Below are 20,872 nucleotides of genomic sequence, written 5' to 3' on the forward strand. Positions count from 1 at the left end.
CCGGAGGCGCCAGGCTGGCATGGTGTTATGACTATTGTTGCTTAGTCTATCAGCAGCGGCTTAGAAACGACGGTTCTGTGCGCGCAGGCTCGCTTCGCGCTCGAGGCCACGGATTTCCTTGATCATCTTGGTCTTGATGCGGTTGCGTTTGAGCGGCGACAGGTATTCGACGAATACCTTGCCCAGCAAGTGATCCATCTCATGCTGGATGCAGACGGCCAGCAAGCCATCGGCTTCCAGCTCGAACTGCTTGCCGTGGCGGTCCAGGGCGCGCACCTTGATGCGGGCCGGACGCTCGACGCCATCGTAGACGCCGGGCACGGACAGACAGCCTTCGTCGTAGACCTGCTTTTCTTCGCTGGCCCAGGTGATTTCCGGGTTGATGAACACTTGCAGCTGGTTTTTCTCTTCGGTGATGTCGATCACCATCATCTGGATATGCGCGTCCACTTGCGACGCGGCCAGGCCGACGCCAGGCGCGTCGTACATGGTTTCGGCCATGTCGTCGATCAGGGTTTGCAGGCGCGCGTCAAATTCGGTGACGGGCTTGGCGATCGTGTGCAGGCGAGGATCGGGGTAACGCAGGATATTTAATATGGACATACGGATTCGACTGGTTAAGGTGGGCGCCGGTGCGCCGGATTATTCATGCCGGGCCATGCGGACGATGGCAGGGCTATTTTATGTTGGGTACGCTACGGTTGGGCGCGTATGGCGCAACGGCGCGGCAGATGCGTTTGCCAGTGCGCTATTCGTTTGCTGCAAAGGGAAATTTTATCACAGACGCCCATGGCCCTGTGGACGGCGGGCCGTTTTGCGGCGCCATTGCACGCATCCTTGCGCGCGTCGGTATCGCGTGCGCGCCATGGCGCTAGCATGGGATGGCACAGTACACAACGAGGTTGTCATGCATGCAATCGCAACGACGGCGGACCCGGCCATGGAACTGGCGGGCTGGCTGCGCCTGCAGCATCTGCCCGGCGTGGGCCCGGTGGCGGCGCGCGCCTTGCTGGCCCGCTTCGGCTTGCCGCCGGATATCTTTGCCGCGCCGTTCGAGGCCTTGCGCGAGGTGGTGCCGGCCGGCGTGGCGCGCGCCATCGGGCAGCCGCCCAAGCCGGTGGCCAACAGCCAGCTGGCGCTTACCCTGCAGTGGCTGCAGCGGCCTGGCAATGCCGTGCTGACCCTGGCCGATGCCGCCTATCCGCCCCTGCTGCTGGAAATCGCCGATCCGCCGCTGTTGTTATATGTGCGGGGGCGGGCGGAACTGCTGTCGCGTCCCGGCGTGGCCATCATCGGCAGCCGCAATGCCAGCGCGCAAGGCATGCAGAATGCGGCCGCCTTTGCCCACGCGCTGAGCATGGCGGGCCTGACCATCATATCCGGGCTGGCGCTCGGTATCGACACGCACGCGCACGAGGGCGGCTTGCGCGGCGCGGGCGGCACCGTCGCCGTGATCGGCACGGGCGCCGATTTGGTGTATCCACGACGCAACCTTGATCTGGCGCAAAGAATTGCCGAACAAGGCTGCATCGTCAGCGAATACGCGCTGGGCTTGCCCGCCATGCCAGGGAACTTTCCGCGCCGCAACCGCCTGATCAGCGGCCTGGCGCGCGGCGTGCTGGTGATCGAGGCGGCGGCCCAGTCGGGTTCCCTGATCACGGCACGCCTGGCCGGCGAGCAGGGACGCGACGTGTATGCCTTGCCCGGCTCCATCCATGCGACTTTGGCCAAGGGATGCCATGCACTCATCAAGCAGGGCGCCAAGCTGGTCGAATCGGCCGATGACGTGCTGCAGGAGCTGCAATGGCTGGGCGGCGTCCCCAGCGTGCAGGCCGCGGTGGAAGACGAACCGCCGCTGCTGGCCGCGCTGGGCCACGACCCGCACGATGCCGATACCCTGGCCGCGCGCAGCGGCCTGGCCATGGGTGAACTGATGGGGCAATTGCTGGCGCTGGAGCTGGCGGGCCGGGTGGAACGCTTGCCGGGAGGACTGTTTCAACGCTGCAAATGACAGCTTGTCACTTGTGTGGCGGCCTTGCCGCACGGGGGCGCTTTGTCTGCGCGCACCCTTGTGTCTTAGCGAGCTTAGCTGCTAGAGTAGAGCCATGTTCGATATCCTGGTGTACCTCTACGAGACTTACTATCGCCCCGATGCCTGCCCCGAGCCGGCCGTCCTGGCGCGCAAACTGTCGGCCGTCGGTTTCGACGACGTGGAGATTTCCGAAGCGCTCGTGTGGCTGACGGACTTGAACGCCATGGCAGGCGCCGAGCAAACCCTGACGGCCAGCTCCACGGGCACGCGTTTCTATGTGCAGCAGGAAAGCGACGTGCTGGGCACGGCCGCCATCGGTTTCATCCAGTTCCTGGAAAGCGCCAAGGTGCTCTCGCCGCTGCAGCGCGAAATCGTCATCGAACGGGCGCTGGCGCTCGACGAGGCGCCCGTCTCGCTGGGCAAGCTGAAAGTCATCGTGCTGATGCTGCTATGGAGCCAGGGCAAGGAACCGGACGCCTTGATGTTCGACGACTTGTTTGTCGACGACGAAGATCTCCCGCCGCGCTTGCTGCACTAGTCGATAAACGCCCCTGGCCGCACCTGGCGCCGCTGCCGCGCCATCTCCCTTACTATATGCTGCGGCACCGCGCACGCCAGTCGATTGTGTTTGCGCTGGCGCATTCTTGCTTGCAGATAACTTGCCGAATTCTTCAATAGGCGCTTATCATTGGCCGCTTGACAAGACCACAAGTCACAAGGCCTTGCGCAGACAAAAGCGTCGGCGCCTGGCAATGCACTGTATGATGCGCATGCTGAAACTATCCTAGAGCATTTTTCGAGACCAAAAAATATGACAAAAACCCTCATCATCGCCGAGAAGCCTTCTGTCGCGAACGATATCGCGAAGACGCTTGGCGGCTTCACCAAGCACGATGAGTACTTTGAATCGGATGAATACGTCCTGTCGTCGGCGGTCGGCCACTTGCTGGAGATCGCCGTGCCGGAAGAATTCGACGTGAAGCGCGGCAAATGGAGTTTCGCGCACTTGCCGATGATTCCACCGTATTTCGCGCTGAACCCGATCGCCAAGACGGAAGCGCGCCTCAAAGTATTAAACAAGCTGATCAAACGCAAAGACGTAAGCACCCTCATCAACGCATGCGATGCGGGGCGCGAAGGCGAGCTGATTTTCCGCCTGATCGCGCAAAACGCCAAGGCCAAGCAACCGGTCAAGCGCCTGTGGCTGCAGTCGATGACGCCGGGCGCCATCCGCGACGGTTTCTCGCACCTGCGCAGCGACGAAGAAATGCTGCCGCTGGCCGACGCGGCCCGCTGCCGTTCGGAAGCCGATTGGTTGATCGGCATCAATGGCACGCGTGCCATGACGGCGTTTAATTCGAAAGAAGGCGGCTTCTACCTGACCACCGTGGGCCGCGTGCAGACGCCGACCCTGTCCATCGTGGTGGAACGCGAAGACAAGATCAAGAAATTCGTGCCGCGCGACTTCTGGGAAGTGCGCGCCGAATTCGTCTGCGCGGCCGGCATCTATGAAGGCCGCTGGCTCGACACGAAGTTCAAGAAGGACGAGAACGATCCCGAGAAGCGCGCCGAGCGCCTGTGGAGCAAGACGGCTGCCGACTCGATCGCCACCGCCTGCCGCGGCCGCCAAGGCATCGTCACGGAAGAATCGAAACCGACCACTTCGATGGCGCCGGGCCTGTTCGACCTGACCAGCCTGCAGCGCGAAGCGAACTCGCGTTTCGGTTTCTCCGCCAAGAACACCCTGGGCCTGGCCCAGGCGCTGTATGAAAAGCACAAGGTATTGACGTATCCGCGTACCGATTCGCGCCACTTGCCGGAAGACTACATGCCGACCGTGCTGCAGGCGCTGGAAACGGTCAAGGAAAACAGCAACTACCACCAGTTCGCCAAGCAGATCATCGACAAGGGCTGGGTCAAGCCGAACAAGCGCATCTTCGACAACACGAAGATCTCGGATCACTTCGCCATCATCCCGACGACGATCGCGCCAAAGAATTTGTCCGAGCCGGAACAGAAGCTGTACGACCTCGTCACGCGCCGCTTCATGGCCGTGTTCTTCCCGCCTGCCGAATTCCAGGTCACCACGCGCTACACGGAAGTGTCGGGCCATCAGTTCAAGACTGAAGGCAAGGTCATGACCAATCCGGGCTGGCTGGCCATCTACGGCAAGGAAGCGTCGACGGACGCCGACAAGGAAAGCAATGGCAACGGCAACCTGGTGCCCGTCGCCAAGGGCGAGAAGGTGCAGACGGAAAGCGTCAGCGCCAACGGCCTGGTGACGAAACCGCCAGCGCGTTTCACGGAAGCGACCTTGCTGTCGGCCATGGAAGGCGCCGGCAAGCTGATCGACGACGACGAGCTGCGCGATGCGATGGCCGGCAAGGGTCTTGGAACCCCGGCCACGCGCGCGGCCACCATCGAGGGCTTGCTGACGGAACGCTACCTGATCCGCGAAGGCCGCGAACTGATTCCGACGGCCAAGGCGTCGCAGCTGATGACTTTGCTCAAAGGCCTGGGCGTCAATGAATTGACGGCGCCGGAGCTGACGGGCGAGTGGGAATACAAGCTGTCGCAGATGGAAAAAGGCAAGATTTCGCGCGAAGAATTCATGCGTGAAATCGCGCAGATGACGCAAATCATCGTCAAGCGCGCCAAGGAATACGACAACGACACGATTCCCGGCGACTATGCGACGCTGGAAACGCCGTGCCCGAATTGCGGCGGCGTGGTGAAGGAAAACTACCGCCGTTTCGCCTGCACCAAGTGCGAATTCTCGATGAGCAAGACACCGGGTTCGCGCCAGTTCGAAATCGCCGAAGTGGAGCAATTGCTGAAGGACCGCACCATCGGCCCGCTACAAGGCTTCCGCTCGAAGATGGGCCGTCCGTTCGCCGCCATCCTGCGCATCGTGCGCGATGAAGAGATCAAGAACTTCAAGCTGGAATTCGATTTCGGCCAGAACGACGAGAGCGAAGATGGCGAAGGCGTCGATTTCACGGGCCAGACGCCCGTGGGACCGTGCCCCAAGTGCAATGCCGGCGTGTATGAAATGGGCCTGGCCTATGTGTGCGAACACAGCGTAGCCAAGCCGAAGACGTGCGATTTCCGCAGCGGCCGCATCATCTTGCAGCAGGAAATCTTGCCGGAACAAATGGCAAAGCTGCTCAACGATGGCAAGACGGACTTGCTGCCGGGCTTTGTATCGCAGCGCACGCGCCGTCCGTTCAAGGCTTTCCTCGTACGGGGCAAGGATGGCAAGGTGAGCTTCGAGTTTGAAGAGCGCAAGGCCAAGCCGGGCGCCAAGACCAAAGCGGCAGCTGCCGAGGTCGAAGGCGAAGAAGGCGCGGCGCCAGCGAAGAAAACGGCCGTCAAGAAAGCGGCAGCCGTCAAGAAGGCGCCGGTCAAGAAGGCCACGGCCGTGAAAAAGCCGGCCGCCAGGAAGGCGCCGGCGAAGAAGGCGGCAGCGGCGGAGTAATTGCGCGCCAGCCAGACAAAAGCCAGGGATTTCCCTGGCTTTTTTTACGTCTCGATTTGATGGGGCAATGCTCAGGCTGGCGGCGCGGCCGGCGCCACCAGGCCCATTTCCTTGAGTACTTCATGCGCCGAGCGGAAGGCGTCGATGGCCAGCGGCATGCCGCAATACACTGCGGCGTGCAGCAGCACTTCCTGGATTTCCTGCATGGAGGCGCCATTGTTGACGGCGCCGCGCACGTGGCCGCGCAGTTCCTGGGCGCGGCCCAGGGCCGTCAGCATGGCGATCGTCGCCAGGCTGCGCGTCTTTAAATCCAGGCCGTCGCGGCACCAGGTCGTGCCCCAGGCGTTGCGCGTGACGAAGTCCTGCAAGGGCGCCGTGAAGGCGTCCACCTGGGCAAAGGCGCGTTCGACAAAGGCGTCGCCCATCACCTGTTTGCGCATGCGCAAACCATTCTCGAATTGTTCATCCATGCCGCGCTCCCGTTGCTGTACGCTTTCGATACTAGCGAGCCGGCATGCGGTGGTCAAGCTTAGTCCAGGTAGTCCGAATATTCGCGCTGCGCGTAGTTCTGCAAATTCGCCCACGGCTGCGTCTTGCTGATGGTCGGCTGCAGCTTGACGTCGACGCGGCGATAGAAGGTATTCGCGCGGTCGCCACTTTCGATGATCAGGGGAATCTGCTTTTGCTCATCCCACAGGATGCGCTGGAACACGCCATTCTTTTCCACTTCGCGCCAGCGCGCGCCCGTCACGCCCGATGCCTGTTTCGACAGGGGCATGGCGGCCACCAGTTTCGGGTCCAGCAGATAAAAACTGTTTTCCCAGGAACCGTCGAAATTGACGTTTTCGTACTCGGCCTTGGGAATCGAGACGACGATCTTGTCATGCGCGTCGACGTATTCCACGCGCACGGTATTTTTTTCCAGCATCACGTGACGGGGGATCAGCACGGGATTGAAGTGCTTGTGTTCATGCTGCGTGGCCGCGGTCGACGTTTTCAATGCCACTTTCTTGTTTTCGCCATGGTTGTGGCCCGCATGCGCGTCCGTTGACGGCGCCAGCACGCGCTCGACCCACACGTGGCCGGGGCGGCGCAGCATCTTTTCTGCGTAGCGGCTCTCGCGCGTCACGCCTTCCGGCGTCAGGACGCGGCTGTAATAGGTGATGCCCAGGTCCAGGTCGGCAGGAGCCGAAGGCGGAGCGGCTTGGGCGCTGGCGGCAAAGCCGGCGGCCAGGAGGATGGCGATCAGGGACGATTTCATTGTGTTGCCTTTACGTGCAGAGGGGCGGAGGGCATACGCCATCCGCCCCGGTGGGGTTACCGTGTTGACGTGGATCAGAAGCCGAAGGCCGCCTTCAGCAGGTCAAACACCTTGGTGTTGTCCAGGGTGCCCTTGAAGGTTTTCGCGCCGGCGCCCGTGGCCAGCAGCTTGACGTCGCCGCCGCCGTGGGTTTCGCTGGCCAGGCGCACGCCTGTTTCTTGCAGGTAATTGTCTTTCAGGGCCGTGGCGCTGTCGACGTTGCTGCGCAGGGCAGGGCGGTTCGGACCGTTGCCGAAGACCAGGGTGGTGTAGGTATTGCCATCGGCATCCTTGCTCGGCTGGTTATCCTTGTAGCCGCGGTTGATGTCGAGGATAGGGTTGCCGCGCTTGCCGTAGCCGTTGAAGGCCAGGGTGTGGTCATGGTCGGCCGTGACGACGATCAGGGTGTTGGCCAGCGTCGGATCGGTTTCCCTGATCTTGGCGATGGCCGCCTTGATGGCGTCGTCGAAGGCGATGGTGTCCGTCAGCGCGCGCTTGGCGTTGATGCCGTGCAAGGCATGGTCGATGCGGCCGCCTTCGACCATCAGGAAGTAGCCGTTCGCGTTTTTCGACAGCAAGTCGATGGCTTTGAGCGTCATTTCCGACAGGCTAGGCTGGGTCGCGCCTTCGCCCAGCGGCGGCGTGGCGGTGCGGTCCAGCTCATATTCGAGGTGGCTGCGGGTGCTGTACAGGCCGATGAATTTCTTGCCGCTCGGCGCTGCCGCCATTTCCGTCTTGTTGGCGGCCACGGTATAGCCCTTGGCGGCAAATTCCGTCAGCAGGTTGCGGCCATCGGCGCGGCCGTATTTGTTGCTGGCCGACCAAGGCGTGAAATGGTTGCGGCCGCCACCCATCAGCACGTCGACGCCGTCGCCCAGGGCTGCGTTGTAGCCGGCGCCGCCGGGTGTCGCTTGCGCGGCGATCGCGTATTGCGCATTGCGGTTGCAGATGTGCGAGAACGTCGTCGCCGGCGTGGCGTGCGTCAGTTCCGTGGTGGTGATGGCGCCCACAGCCTTGCCCTTGGCTTTCGCCAGTTCCAGGATGGTCGGCACGCTCTTGCCGCCGGCCGGGCAGTTGTCCACGCCCAGGTTGCCGTTGGCGTCGCGGCCGGGTTCTTTGGCGATCGTATCCTGCGCCATCGAGATGACTTCATTGTTCATCTTGACGCCGGTCATGTAGGCGGCCATCGATGGCGCGCTGTCCGTCGTTTGCGCATCGTTCGAGAACGTCTTGATGCGCGCCGTGCGTTCCAGCGTGTCCATGGTCAGGCTGCCGTCTTCCTTGTACTGGTAGATGCGCGCGGCCGTCACGACGGACGGGCCCATGCCGTCGCCGAGGAAGAAGATGACGTTCTTCGCGTCGGCGGCGTAGGCGCTGGCGACGCTGGCGGCCACGAGCGTGGTCAGCAAGGAGAGTTTCAGGGCCGATTTCAGTGCGGCGGGTGTCGATGCGAGTTTCATGTGCTTGTCCAATTCTTGTCTCTTGGGGATTACAGACCGCCGGCGGTCTTGACCAGGCCGAATACTTTGGTGTTGTCGATGGTGCCCAGGAAGGTTTCCGAACCCTTGCCGATGGCGCCCAGGAAGACGTCGGTGCCGCCGTGGGTTTCATTGCCGGCCGTGGTGCGGATCACCGCTTCCTGGTGGTAATTATTGGCGCTGGTGACGGTTTCATCGAGGCTGGCCATGGCGGCGCGGCTCGCTTGCGTGCGGTTCTCGCCATTGCCGAAGCCGATGATCGAATACGGTGCGCCGTCCAGGTCCTTCTCGACCGCGCCGGTGACGTAGTTCTTCACCACGCCCAGCACGCCAGGGTTGCCGGCAGCCGTCTTGCCCGTGCGCTTGGCGTAGCCGTTCAGCACCAGGGTGTGGTCATGGTCGGCCGTGACGACGATCAGGGTATTGGCCAGGGTCGGATCGGTGAGCTTGGCTTTTTCGATGGCGGCCTTGATGGCGTTGTCGAAGGCGACCGTGTCTTGCAGCGCCTTCTTGGCCGTCGTTTCGTGCAGCGCATGGTCGATGCGGCCGCCTTCGACCATCAGGAAGTAACCCTTCTTGTTCTTGGCCAGCACGTCCATGGCCTTGGTGGTCATTTCCGCCAGGCTCGGTTCCTTGGCTGCATCGCGGTCCAGGTCGTAGCTCATGTGGCTGGAGGTGAACACGCCGAACAGGCGCTCCGTCTTGGCCGCATCGACGGCCTTGAAGTCGGCCCCCGTGTTGGCGACCGTGTAGCTCTTCGCTTTCAGTTCAGCCACCAGGTCGCGCCCGTCGGAACGCTTGCCGCCATCCTTGAACGGCTTGAAGAATTGCGCGCCGCCACCGAGGACCACTTCCAGGCCGGTGCTGCCCAGGGCGCTGTTGTAGCCCGTGCCGCCTGGCACCAGGGCCGCGGCGATATCGTTTTCCAGGTCGCGGTGGCAGATGTGCGCGTAGGTCGCGGCCGGCGTGGCGTGCGTCACGCGCGCCGTGCTGACGACGCCGGCGGCAAAGCCCTTGGCCTTGGCCAGTTCCAGCAGGGTGGTGGCGGGCGTGCCGTTGCCGGTGCCGCATTTGTTGACCAGCTTGTTGCCGTTCGCATCCGTGCCCGGATCGATGGCGACCGTGTTGGCCGACATCGAGATGACTTCATTGTTCATCTTGACGCCGGTCATGTAGGCGGCCATCGACGGCGCGCTGTCGGTTACTTGCGCATCGTTCGAGAACGTCTTGACGAAGGCCGTTTCCGGCAGGGTGTCCATGGTCAGCGCACCGTCTTCGCCCACCGCATAGATGCGCGCGGCCGTCATGGTGGTCAGGCCCATGCCATCGCCGAGGAAGAAGATGACGTTTTTCGGCGGCGCTTCAGCCACTACCTCTTCTTTTTTGGCGTCGCTGCCGCAGGCGGCCAGCATCAGGGTGATGGCGACGCTGCAGCCAGCGACGGAAATTTTTCTGCGTGTCATGTGGTTCATCCGGCTAGGTTTGAAAGAGCTGGCAAGATAACAATTCAATGTGACGTCATGATGACGCTGTGAAACATTAGGTCTTCGATGGCCGGAGATTGCATCGAAAAATGCAACAAATTATTGCGGTTTATCGGGTTTTTCTACCGAATAAAGCAACGTAAGATGCCGTCATCCCAATCATCTTGTGAAGGCACTTCATGTTCTCCCAATCCATCCGCAGCGTTCTCGTTTCCACCCTGTTTGCCGCCGGCGCCGCCTCGGCCGCCGCCAGCGCTCCCTTGAGCCTGGAAGTATTCAATCCGGGCGAGGCGGCGATTTTCCCCGTCGCTTCCGTGCTGGTCGCGGGCAAGCATGACGCCGTGCTGATCGATGCGCAGTTTTCGCGCGCCGAGGCGCAAAAGCTGGTGGAGAAGATCCGCGCCAGCGGCAAGAAACTGACGACGGTCTATATCAGCCATAGCGATCCCGATTTTTACTTTGGCCTGGACGTGATCAAGGCGGCTTTCCCGCAGGCAAAGATCGTCGCCACGCCGGAAACCGTGGCCGAGATCCGCCGCAAGGCCGACGCCAAGGTCGCCTACTGGGGGCCTATCCTGAAAGACAATGCGCCGCACGCCATCGTCATTCCCGAAGCCTTGAAAGGCAAGCGCATCAGTCTGGAAGGCCAGGCGCTGGACATCGCCGGCCCGACGCCAGCGCGCACCTATGTGTGGATTCCATCGATCAAGGCCGTCGTCGGCGGCGTCGTGCTGTTTGGTAACCTGCACGTGTGGACGGCTGATACGCAAAGCGCACAATCGCGCCAGGACTGGCTCAAGACCCTGGACGGCATCGCGGCGCTGAAACCCGTCACCGTCGTGCCCGGCCACTTCAAGGTCGGTTCGTCCCTGACGCCCGACAGCATCGGTTTTACGCGCGACTACCTGGTGACGTTTGAAGGGGAAACGGCCAAGGCCGCCAACTCGGCCGCCCTGATCGAAGCGATGAAAACGCGCTATCCGCAGCTGGGCCTGGATGGCGCTTTGGAGACGAGCGCCAAGGTGGCAAAGGGTGAAATGCAATGGTAAGCGGCAAGGCCGGCATGCCCACACTGCACTACATTTTCGACCCCCTGTGCGGCTGGTGCTACGGCGCCGCGCCGCTGGTCGAGGCGGCGCGCGCCGTGCCCGGACTGACGGTGGCGTTCCACGGCGGCGGCATGATGACGGGCAGCAATCGCCGCCAGATCACGCCCGCCTGGCGCGGCTATGTGCTGCCGCATGACCGGCGCATCGAGCAATTGTCGGGCCAGCCCTTCGGCGACGCCTATATCGACGGCTTGCTGAACGACACGACGGCCATGATGGATTCCGAGCCGCCGATCACGGCCATCCTGGCGGCGGAAGCCGTGGCCGGCAAGGGCCTGGACATGCTGCAGCGCGTGCAGCACGCCCATTACGTGGACGGCTTGCGCATCGCCGACGTGCCCGTGCTGGTGACCTTGGCGCAAGAGCTGGGCATGGATGGGGCGGCATTCCAGGCCGCGTATGCGCAGCAGGCGGGCGCCGCCACGCAGCGGCACATCGACGCCAGCCGCGCCTTGCTGGCGCAGGTGGGCGGCCAGGGCTTTCCCACGTTCGTGCTCGACGATGGCAGCGGCAAGCTGTCCGTGATCGATATCGGCGGCTTCCTGGGCCAGCCGGCGAAGTTGCAGGCGCAACTGGGCGGCGTGTGCGATGCCCATGGTTGTGCATTGTAAATAGCTATCGGTTCGATAAAATCAATTATCTTTTCCTTTGCTGTTGACCTCGTTACACTGGTTTCATTAGTCAACAACGAAGGAAAAGCAGCCATGAGCCAACAGCCGCCATTCAGTACCGCCTCGGGTATTCCCGTCGCCGACAACCAGAATTCCATCAGCGCCGGTCCCCGCGGCCCCCTGCTGCTGCAAGACTTCCACCTGATCGAAAAACTCCAGCATTTCAACCGCGAGCGCATTCCCGAGCGCGTCGTGCACGCCAAAGGCTCGGGCGCCTACGGCACCTTTACCGTCACGCATGATATTTCCCGCTACACCAAGGCCAGGCTGTTCAGCGAAGTGGGCAAGCAGACGGCCACGTTCGCCCGCTTTTCCACCGTCGGTGGCGAGCGCGGCAGTGCGGATACGGAACGCGACCCGCGCGGCTTCGCCGTGCGTTTCTATACGGAAGAGGGCAACTGGGACCTGGTCGGCAACAACACGCCCATGTTTTTCATCAAGGACCCGATCAAGTTCCCCGATTTTGTCCACACGCAAAAGCGCGATCCGCAAAGCAATCTGAAATCGGCCGAGATGATGTTCGACTTCTGGAGCCATGCGCCGGAAAGCCTGCACCAGGTCACCATGCTGTTCTCGGACCGCGGCACGCCGGACGGCTACCGCCACATGGATGGCTTCGGCAGCCACACGTATAGCCTGATCAATGCCGATGGCCAGCGCGTGTACGTGAAGTGGCACTTCAAGACGCGCCAGGGCATCAGGAATTTGCCTGCAGCGGAAGCGGGCCGCCTGGCCGGTGCCGATCCCGACTACGCCCAGCGCGACCTGTTCGGCGCCATCGAGCGCGGCGATTTCCCCCAGTGGGAAGTCAAACTGCAGGTGGCGACGCAGGAGCAGCTCGATGCCTGGGAGCAGCGCACGGGCTGGAACCCGTTCGACCTGACGAAGGTGTGGCCGCATGGGGACTTCCCGCTGCTGCCCGTCGGTATTTTCGAGCTGAACCGCAACCCGGACAATTACCACGCGGAAGTCGAGCAGGCAGCCTTTTCGCCGGCCAACGCCGTGCCCGGCATGGGATACTCGCCGGACAAGATGCTGCAAGGCCGCTTGTTCGCCTACCACGACGCCCAGCTGTACCGCGTCGGCACGAACCACCAGCATCTGCCCGTGAATGCGGCCCGCTGCCCCTTCCATAATCAGCAGCGCGACGGCGGCATGGCCATCCACAATGGCAGTTCGGCGCAGAACTATGCGAACGTGGCGGCGGCGGGCAGTGCGCCGCAGGGGCTGGGCCATGGCGAGCCGGCGCTGGCGCTGGCTGGCGGCGCGGCGCGTTACGACGGGCGCGGCGTGGAAGACGATTACACGCAGGCCGGCAATCTGTTCCGTCTGATGTCGGCCCAGGCCAGGCAAAATCTGTTCGACAACCTGGCCGGTCCCCTGAGCCAGGTGCGCGCGGAAACCTTGCAGCGTCAGCTCGGCCACTTCGACCGGGCCGACCCGGCCTATGGCGCCGGCGTGCGGGCCGCCCTGCAGGCGCGTGGCGTGGCGCTGTAATTGCGTGTTGCAGGCGGAACTTGCTTGTTCCGCCTGTTATTGATATGGCACAAATTAGAGGTTGATATCAAATATTGCCGTATGGACATATTTGATATCCATGCGTAGACTTGTCGGTCTGATGATCGCGCCGCCTTCCTGGCGGCGTCCTGACTAGAAAGTCTTGTAATATGAATATGGCGAAGCTGTCGGTGCATGGGGACGACCCCACGCTCAAATCCATCCTCGAAGTCTTGCCCACCGAGCCGGAACGGCAATGGCGCAAGGGCGAGGCGAAGGGGGCGAATCGCGTACATCTCGATTCCGGCTTCGAAGTGCTGATCGCGCAGGCGCCCAAGTTGCAAGTGTTGCCCTCGCGCATACGCAGCTACCTGGCCGAATGTCGCTCGCGCGGCGTGACGTTCACCATGCCGCGCATCGTGGCCGAGCTGCAACTGGAGCTGAATGGCGACGACACGGTCGATGCGCCGCTCGACCTGTCGCTGGCCGACATGCAGCACCTGACGGAAATGGGTATCAGCCTGAGCCTAGTGACGCGCTGCGCCGCAGCCTGATGCCCGTGTGACACGCAAAAAAATGGCCGCCCATCATTGAAACGGGCGGCCATTTTTCGTCATGGTTCGTCGAGCTCGACGGTGACCATATTGTCATCGGGCTTGCGGTCGATCAGCTTGTTGTCCGGATCGATGCCCGCCTTGCCGGGACGGCTGCCGACGATGACGGTGTAGCTCGCTTGTCGCGCCGTCATGCGCAGCCGTTCGCGCAGCAGCGGATGGCCATTCGCGTCGTCGACGCCGATCTCGATCCAGTCGTGCAGCGGTGCGTCGTGTTCCTCGCCCTGTTCGCCGGCCGTCAATTTGCCCGCCTGCACCTTGATGGTGACGGCATACTTGCCATCGCTGCGTTTCGTGGCCGTGGCTGACAGGGCACGGTTGTCGAACAGCACGATTTTCTCGAACAGGTCGTCGATCAGGTAAGCCTGCTCGGGCGGCGTGACCTGGCGCAAGCCGGCAATCAGGGCCGTCACGCTCGCATACGGCGGGCCTTTCTGGCCGTAGGTCTTGAGCAGCTCGCGCAGCACGCCGTTGACCTTGTCCTCGCCGATGATGTCTTGCAGCAAGTACATGGCCAGGCTGCCCTTGTGGTAATGGATGTAGGCCTGGTTTTCATTCTCGGCCAGCGGCAGTTCCTTCTTGCGTTCCTCGCTGCGCCCCATCAGGTATTGATTCAGGTCATAGCGCAGGAAGCGGCGCATCTTGGCCGGCCCCGCGGTTTTCTTCATCACCATCAGGGCCGAATATTCGGCCAGGGTTTCGCTGAGCACGGTGGCGCCCCGTGTATTGCCGCCCACCAATTGATGCGCCCACCACTGGTGCGCCACTTCATGCGCCGTGATGTAGAACGGATAGTCGATGTCCTTCGGGTTCTTGTCGTCCACCTTGGCGATGAAGCCCAGGCCTTCCGAGTACGGTATCGTGTTCGGGAACGATTGCGCAAACGTGGCGTAGCGGGGGAATTCGACGATGCGCAGGATCTTGTGCTGGTAGGGGCCGAAGTTCTTCGTGTAGTACTCGAGCGCTTCCTTGCTGCCGCGCACGAAACGCTCGAGGTTGTATTCATGGCCAGGATGGTAATACACGTCGATGGCCACGTCTTGCCAGCGCTCGTGCTTGACGGCGTAGCGGGCCGACTGGAAGGCGTAGAAATTCAGGATCGGCTGGTCCATCGTGTAATGGAAGTAATGGCGGCCCTTGGCGATCCAGTCGTTGTCCAGCATGCCCGGTGCGATGGCCGTCTGGCCGTCGACGGTGCTGACGGTGGCATCGAAGTTGATGCGGTCGGCGTCGTTGCTGATGTAGTTGTCGGCCAATCCCTTCGGGTCGTCGCGCGGCAAGGCCCGTTCGCGCGCGGGCAAGCCGTGTTTCTTGCGGTCGCGCGGGTCCGTCAATTCCTGTTGCGGCTGGTAACCGATGTGCGGCAGCACGGCATTCGTGAAGAAGGTGCCGTTGGCCACCACGGGCGTGTCCTGGCCCAGGCCGAAGATGCCGCGCGGCGCGTAGCGGATGTCGAAATCGAGGCCCAGGGTGGCGCCCGGCGCCAGCGGCGCGGCCAGGCGGTAGCTGTAGAAGCCCAGCTTGCCGTCATCGAGGCCGGGATGCACGCGCGTATCGAAACGCAGGCGCATGGTGGCGGTCGGGTCTTGTTGCACAAAAATATGGCTGATCGGCAAGCTGGTCTTGTTTTGCAGCACATAGCGGCCCGTCACGGCCAGGGTGCGCTGCGCCGGGTAGATGGCCACGTCGAGTTTCACGTCGGTGATTCTCGGCTGCGGCGTGGCGGCAAACTTGCGGTACTGGCGCTCGATGCTGGCGCGGTCCCCGTCGCGGGAAAATTCGGACTGGTAATCGTTGGCCACGTGGAACACGTAAAACAGCACGCCGCCGGCGCCGACGAAGACCACGGCGCCGCCGGCAAAGCTGGCCAGCACGCCATGCGTGAGGCCGTGGCGCGCCAGGCGCAGGCGGATGCGCCAGCTGTCCTGCGCGCCGCGGGGCCAGAACAGCAGTGACAGCACCGTCAGCATGACGGCCGCGCCGCTCCAGTACAGCAAGTACCAGCGCTCGCGCAACACAAAGTGGCCGGCGCCGTTCATGGCCGAATATACGACATCCGGCGTGCTGCCGTACAGCAGCAGCGGGTCGCCCAGGCCCAGCGAGGAAAAGCTGATGCTGGCGATGTGGTACAGAATCATGGCGAAATACGCCAGGTATTTGTGATTGATCAATACCTGCACGAAGATGGCCAGCACGGCGACCAGCGCATAGTAGGGCAGGTGCGACAGGAACAGCGATTCCACGTACAGGCCGGGGTCGAGGCGGTAATAGCCCTTGAAGACCTGGATCGACATGCCGCACAGCATGATGATCAGGCTCAGCAAGGCTTGCAGGCCGACCAGCGCGAACAGTTTCGACAGCAGGGGCAGCCAGTTCGGCACGGGCAGGGCGTCGAGCATCAGGTACGTGCCCGCTTCCCGTTCGCGCCACACCAGCTCGCCCGCGTAGAAGGTGGTAATGATCAGCATGAACAGGGCGAACGAGGCGCTGACCATCTCCAGCACCTTTTCCGTCACGGGATAGGTATTCGTGCCGTAGATGGAGCCCATGTCCAGCGCGCCCGCATACATGGTCAGCACGCCGGCCAGCACGATAACGACAAAATAGATGTTCTTGATGGTTTCGCGCAGGTTCAGCCAGCTCATCTTGAGGAGCAGGGCTGCCAGGTTGCGCTGCACGAAGTCGGGCGTTTCCTGCGTGGACAGCGAAGCGTTCGACAGACGCTGCGGCGCCTCGCCCTCGCTGCGGCGCCGGGTGGCGCCCGCGTCCGTCGTGGCGTGGAACTGGAAGCGCCAGTAGCCGAGCAGCAAGGCCACCAGGGCGAAGCCGGACCAGATGGCGCGGTTCAGCAGGTACACGCCCTCCAGCGTCACCAGGCGCGTGTTGCGCTCCGCGTTCGGCCAGTATTCCGTCAGGCGTATCAGCGCCGTCGTGCCGAAGGGGTCGATCAGGGCGGCCAGGGTCTTGTAGTCGAGGTCGCGCGCCAGCGACGGCGCCACCAGGTAGCCGATCAGCATGACCACCGAGCTGATGTACACAGGCAGCATGCGCCGCGTCAGCGCGGCGATGACGAAGAAGATGGCGCCGAAGATGAACAGGTTCGGCAGCAGCGTAAAGACGTAGGGCATCAGGTAGGCCAGCGCCCGCTGCGGTCCCAGCCGTTCCGGATCGATGCCGGGCAGCCAGGCGCCCAGCCAGGCGCCGATCACGATGCTGGAAAACACCACGGCCAGCACCAGGTAGGCGCCGAGGAAGCGGCCAAAGACGTACTGGTATTTTCTGATCGGCGCGCTGAAGAAGAAATGCTGCATGCCGTATTCGAAATCCTGCTGCACCGAGCGGCCCATCATGGCGGCCACCACCACGGCGCCGAAGCAGCCCAGCAGGCTGCACGTGAACGCCAGCGAACGGGGGGCGTTGATCAGGAACTTGCCGCCGAAACTGATGCTCGCTTCCTTGAAGACGCCGCCGGCGGCCGCCATCCACAGCATGGCCAGCGCCAGAAACATGGCGAAATACACCCAGGTGGACAGCAGCTTGAGCCGCTGTCGCGCTTCAAAGCGGGCGATGGCAAACATGGCCGCCCCCTCAGTCGCACTGCGGGGCGACGCGGTGGCGCCCCGCAATGGTGGCGAAATACAGGTCTTCCAGGTCGCCGATGGCTTCCTCGAAGCCGTCGCCCGGGTCGTCGTCGCTGTAGACGTGGATCAGGGTGCGGCCCGACAGCAGGCGCGTGGAAATGACGGCGTGGCGTTGCTGGAAGCTGGCCAGTTCTTTCTTTTCGACAAAGCGCGCCCAGATCTTGCAGCTGACTTCATCGATCAGTTCCTGGGTCTTGCCGCACAGCAGCAAATGGCCCTTGTTGATGATGGCCATGTTGGCGCACAGGTCGGCCACGTCAGACACGATATGGGTCGACAGGATCACCGTCTTGTCTTCGCCGATGTCGGACAGCAGATTGTGGAAGCGGACTCTCTCCTGCGGGTCGAGGCCGGCCGTCGGCTCGTCGACGATGATCAGTTTCGGGTCGCCCAGCAGGGCTTGCGCGATGCCGAAGCGCTGGCGCATGCCGCCGGAAAAGCCGCCCAGGCGCTGGTGGCGCACGTCGAACAGATTGGTTTGCTGCAACAAGCCATCGACGACCTCGCGCCGGCGCGTCCGCTGCGACAGCCCTTTCAACATGGCGAAGTGGTCGAGCAGCTCGTAGGCCGTCACTTTCGGGTACAGGCCGAAGTCCTGCGGCAGGTAGCCCAGCATGCGGCGGATTTCGTCCTTGTCGTCGAGCACGTCATAGTCGCCGAAGAAGATGGAGCCCGAATCGCATTCCTGCAGGGTGGCCAGGGTGCGCATCAGGGTCGACTTGCCGGCGCCATTCGGGCCCAGCAAGCCGAACATCCCGGGCGGTATCGTCAGCGAAACGTTGTCCAGCGCTACCACGCCATTCGCGTAGGTCTTCGACAATTTGCGAATCTGCAATTCCATACAACTCCTAACTCATGCGTTGCTGCCCGATGCGACAGGGCTACTCTATGCTGGCATTGTATTGAATTTAAGACGCACTGGGCAGTTGCATGCGATACACGGCATTTTCGCGTGCCCAGAGTGCAGTTCGACGGGGCAGACGGCGCGCCGTGCAAGTGTTAGTTGCGAAACAGCACCGACTCCCGGTTAAACCACCAGCGGCACAGGGCCAGCAGGGCGCCCGCGATCACCGTGGTCGACGCCAGGATCACGCCGAACATGCGGTAATCCATGGTGCCTTTCACCAGTTCCTTCATGGCCAGCGACACGTTGGTCAGCGGCACCATGGCCCATATCCAGTTCAGCTCGACGCCGGGCAGCATGGCCGCCACCGTGGGCAGGATGACGAACAGCATCAAGGGCGTGATCATGCCGGCCGCTTCCTTGTAGCTTTTCGCGTAGATCGAGATCGACAGCAGCAGCGAGGCGAAGATGGCGGCCGTCGGCACCAGCATCAGGGTCACCATGGCCAGGTCGGGCAAGCCGATGCTGCGCACCATGACGGCCATGTTGCCTTCGAGCGAGCTGCCGAAGATGGCCAGCAGCGCGCCCATGCTGCCCACCATCAGCACGGCCGAGGTCATGCCGACGGTAAACAGCACGAGGAACTTGGCCAGCACGATGGCGCTGCGCGGCACGGGCGCCAGCAGCAGGGTTTCCAGGGTGCCCCGCTCCTTTTCGCCGGCGCCCAGGTCGATGGCCGGATACATGGCCGCCGTCAGGCACACCATCAGCAGCAGATAGGGCAGCATGCCGCCGACGATGGCGCCCATCTGCTCGCGCTCGTTGGCCGTCGATTGCTTGTCGAGCACGATGGGATGCAGGGCAAAGGCCAGCTGGGCCGGACTCAGGTTCAGGTCCGACAACGCGCTTTCACGCAGGCTGGCGTTGTAGGCATCGACGATCTCGCGCACCCGCTGCTGGGTCACATCGACCGTGCTGGCGCTGTTGTAGTGCAAGGTGACCTTGGCTTGCTGCTGTTGCCGCAGCGCCTCTTCAAAGCGGGGCGGAATGACGACGGCGAACTTGATGCTGTCGTCGCCGATGGCGCGGCGGATCTCCCCCTCGCTGGCCAGCGGCACTTCGCGCAGGTTGTGCTGCTGCGCAAAACGCGCGCTCAAGCCCGGCGAATGGTCCTTGCCGAACAGCGCGTAGCGCATTTCCGCCGTCTTGGCGTTCTTGAACATATTGTTCGAGACATATGCGAAGCCGCCAAAGATCAGCGGCATGGCAAAGATGGGGATGAGGATGGTGAAGATCAGCGTCTTGCGGTCGCGCGTGAGTTCCAGCAACTCTTTCAGATAAATGGTCCACATGGTTCAGGCTCCCTGGTTGATGACGCTGACAAAGGCGTCGTACAGATCGGCACTGCCGCCCAGGTGGCGCAGTTCGTCGACCGTGCCATGGAAGGCGGTGGTGCCGCGGTTGATGATGCAGACGCGGTCGCACAGCTTTTCCACCTCGTGCAGGTGGTGCGTGGAAAAGATCAGCGGCACGCGCAGCGCCTTGTAGCTGGCGATGAAGTCGAGCAGGATCTTGGCCGACATCACGTCCAGGCCCGTCGTCGGCTCGTCGAGGATGACCACTTGCGGCTCGTGCACGACGGTGCGGGCGATCGCGCACTTCTGTTTCATGCCCGTCGACAACTGATCGGCCCGCTTGCCGCCGTATTCCTCCATTTGCAGCAGGGAAAACAGTTCATCGCAGCGGCGTTTCAGCTGGTCGGCCGGCATGCCGTGCAGGCGGCCGAAGTATTCGACGTTCTCGCGCGCCGTCAGGCGGCCGTACAAGCCCGTCGAGCCGGACAGGAAGCCGATGCTCTGGCGCGCCACCAGCGGCTGGCGCAGCACGTCGACGCCATTGACGAGGGCGCTGCCCGCGTCCGCCTGCAAGGCCGTCGACAGCAGGCGCAGGGTGGTGGTCTTGCCGGCGCCATTCGGCCCCAGCAAGCCCAGCACTTCGCCCGGGGCGCAGCTGAAACTGACGTCGCGCACGGCGTGGAACCAGCCCTCGTGTTCGCGCGGATCGCTGACGTGCACGCCCTTGCCCTTGTGGGGCGGCATGCGGAAACGTTTTGCCAGGTGCTTGACCTCTATCATGTGCTTCATCCATTCAACGGTGAAGAACGAGAGTAGCATGCAAAAAATGTAACTTGCAAGGTGGAAATATCGTTTGGTCTATTGAAAAAAACAGCATCTTCATGCAAGCTGGCCCGGTGGGCGCCGGCGGACGGCGCGGGAGAGCGCAATGCAAACGATCGATCAGGCGATGCAGGACAAGGTACTGGCCGTGGCCCGCGCCGGCATGACCAGTGCCGAAGCCATCGGTTTCTTCCGCGTCAGCCTGGGGCTGTACTATCTGGCCGGCCTGATGACGGAAGAAACCCTCGATTTCAAGCAGATCGACGCGAAGTACAACCGTTTTATCTACCACTCGATAGGCGGCGGACACAGCATCGCCAGCGTGCTGCAATTCATGAGCGGCGAAAAAGTCTTGCGCGTGCTGCAATCGGAGCGTTTTCGCGCCGCGTTTGCCGAATACTGCCGGGACATTCCCGTCGACAGCATTTCTTTTCTGATTTCACTGAACCTGGGCGTGGCGAAAAGCCTGTCCGGCCTCGACGCCGTCGGCCCCGTGGTGGACTGGATCGAGCAGGAAAAAGCGCGCACAGGTCAATAAAGCCCCGTT

General features: G+C 62.6%; 17 protein-coding genes. 8 read left to right on the forward strand and 9 right to left on the reverse strand.

Going from position 1 to position 20,872, the window contains the following annotated elements; genetic code table 11:
• Positions 1-60: 60 nt before the first annotated feature.
• Positions 61-603, reverse strand: a complete 543-nt coding sequence (def, locus tag AC07VH_RS24030) for a peptide deformylase (RefSeq protein ID WP_099665527.1) — start codon at positions 601-603, stop codon at positions 61-63.
• Between the two features lie 304 nt (positions 604-907).
• On the opposite strand from def, the gene dprA reads away from it, so the two are divergent.
• The 3 genes from dprA to AC07VH_RS24045 all read left to right on the forward strand — a co-directional run bounded on the left by dprA (position 908) and on the right by AC07VH_RS24045 (position 5,510).
• Positions 908-2,011 (forward strand): DNA-processing protein DprA, encoded by a 1,104-nt coding sequence (dprA, locus tag AC07VH_RS24035; RefSeq protein ID WP_494788526.1) that lies wholly within the window; start codon positions 908-910, stop codon positions 2,009-2,011.
• 94 nt (positions 2,012-2,105) lie between these two features.
• Positions 2,106-2,570 carry a Smg family protein gene (locus AC07VH_RS24040; RefSeq protein ID WP_070222738.1) on the forward strand — a complete coding sequence of 155 codons (465 nt, stop codon included), beginning with the start codon at positions 2,106-2,108 and terminating at the stop codon, positions 2,568-2,570.
• 273 nt (positions 2,571-2,843) lie between these two features.
• Positions 2,844-5,510 (forward strand): DNA topoisomerase III, encoded by a 2,667-nt coding sequence (locus AC07VH_RS24045; protein WP_494788527.1) that lies wholly within the window; start codon positions 2,844-2,846, stop codon positions 5,508-5,510.
• A 71-nt stretch (positions 5,511-5,581) separates the two neighbouring features.
• Here the strand turns inward: AC07VH_RS24045 and pcaC are convergent, their stop codons facing one another.
• The 4 genes from pcaC to AC07VH_RS24065 form a co-directional block, all read right to left on the reverse strand.
• The gene (gene pcaC, locus AC07VH_RS24050) at positions 5,582-5,980 is read right to left on the reverse strand and encodes a 4-carboxymuconolactone decarboxylase (protein WP_494788528.1); all 399 of its coding nucleotides are present in this window, start codon (positions 5,978-5,980) and stop codon (positions 5,582-5,584) included.
• 59 nt (positions 5,981-6,039) lie between these two features.
• The gene (locus tag AC07VH_RS24055) at positions 6,040-6,771 is read right to left on the reverse strand and encodes a hypothetical protein (protein ID WP_494788529.1); all 732 of its coding nucleotides are present in this window, start codon (positions 6,769-6,771) and stop codon (positions 6,040-6,042) included.
• 74 nt (positions 6,772-6,845) lie between these two features.
• On the reverse strand, positions 6,846-8,231 hold the full coding sequence (locus tag AC07VH_RS24060) for an alkaline phosphatase (protein ID WP_494788628.1): 1,386 nt from the start codon (positions 8,229-8,231) through the stop codon (positions 6,846-6,848).
• 68 nt (positions 8,232-8,299) lie between these two features.
• Entirely contained in the window at positions 8,300-9,751 is a 1,452-nt protein-coding gene (locus AC07VH_RS24065) for an alkaline phosphatase (RefSeq protein ID WP_475414609.1), read from the reverse strand.
• 200 nt (positions 9,752-9,951) lie between these two features.
• On the opposite strand from AC07VH_RS24065, the gene AC07VH_RS24070 reads away from it, so the two are divergent.
• The 4 genes from AC07VH_RS24070 (at position 9,952) to AC07VH_RS24085 (ending at position 13,603) form a co-directional block, all read left to right on the forward strand.
• Positions 9,952-10,821 (forward strand): MBL fold metallo-hydrolase, encoded by an 870-nt coding sequence (locus AC07VH_RS24070; protein WP_494788530.1) that lies wholly within the window; start codon positions 9,952-9,954, stop codon positions 10,819-10,821.
• Positions 10,822-10,835: 14 nt separating this feature from the next.
• Positions 10,836-11,492 (forward strand): DsbA family protein, encoded by a 657-nt coding sequence (locus AC07VH_RS24075; protein ID WP_494788531.1) that lies wholly within the window; start codon positions 10,836-10,838, stop codon positions 11,490-11,492.
• Positions 11,493-11,585: 93 nt separating this feature from the next.
• Positions 11,586-13,049 carry a catalase gene (locus AC07VH_RS24080; protein ID WP_475414612.1) on the forward strand — a complete coding sequence of 488 codons (1,464 nt, stop codon included), beginning with the start codon at positions 11,586-11,588 and terminating at the stop codon, positions 13,047-13,049.
• Between the two features lie 170 nt (positions 13,050-13,219).
• On the forward strand, positions 13,220-13,603 hold the full coding sequence (locus AC07VH_RS24085) for a hypothetical protein (RefSeq protein ID WP_494788532.1): 384 nt from the start codon (positions 13,220-13,222) through the stop codon (positions 13,601-13,603).
• Positions 13,604-13,662: 59 nt separating this feature from the next.
• On the opposite strand, the gene AC07VH_RS24090 is transcribed toward AC07VH_RS24085, so the two are convergent.
• The 4 genes from AC07VH_RS24090 to AC07VH_RS24105 all read right to left on the reverse strand — a co-directional run bounded on the left by AC07VH_RS24090 (position 13,663) and on the right by AC07VH_RS24105 (position 20,283).
• A complete protein-coding gene (locus tag AC07VH_RS24090; protein ID WP_494788533.1) occupies positions 13,663-17,241 on the reverse strand; it encodes an ABC transporter permease/M1 family aminopeptidase in 3,579 nt (1,192 codons plus the stop codon).
• A gap of 10 nt (positions 17,242-17,251) precedes the next feature.
• On the reverse strand, positions 17,252-18,145 hold the full coding sequence (locus AC07VH_RS24095) for an ABC transporter ATP-binding protein (protein ID WP_475414615.1): 894 nt from the start codon (positions 18,143-18,145) through the stop codon (positions 17,252-17,254).
• A 158-nt stretch (positions 18,146-18,303) separates the two neighbouring features.
• Positions 18,304-19,500 carry an ABC transporter permease gene (locus AC07VH_RS24100; RefSeq protein ID WP_475414616.1) on the reverse strand — a complete coding sequence of 399 codons (1,197 nt, stop codon included), beginning with the start codon at positions 19,498-19,500 and terminating at the stop codon, positions 18,304-18,306.
• Between the two features lie 3 nt (positions 19,501-19,503).
• On the reverse strand, positions 19,504-20,283 hold the full coding sequence (locus tag AC07VH_RS24105; protein ID WP_489630895.1) for an ABC transporter ATP-binding protein: 780 nt from the start codon (positions 20,281-20,283) through the stop codon (positions 19,504-19,506).
• Between the two features lie 148 nt (positions 20,284-20,431).
• On the opposite strand from AC07VH_RS24105, the gene AC07VH_RS24110 reads away from it, so the two are divergent.
• Positions 20,432-20,863 (forward strand): hypothetical protein, encoded by a 432-nt coding sequence (locus AC07VH_RS24110; RefSeq protein WP_489628913.1) that lies wholly within the window; start codon positions 20,432-20,434, stop codon positions 20,861-20,863.
• Positions 20,864-20,872 lie beyond the last annotated feature (9 nt).

It is taken from the genome of Janthinobacterium sp. GW821-FHT03C10, from assembly GCF_059420865.1.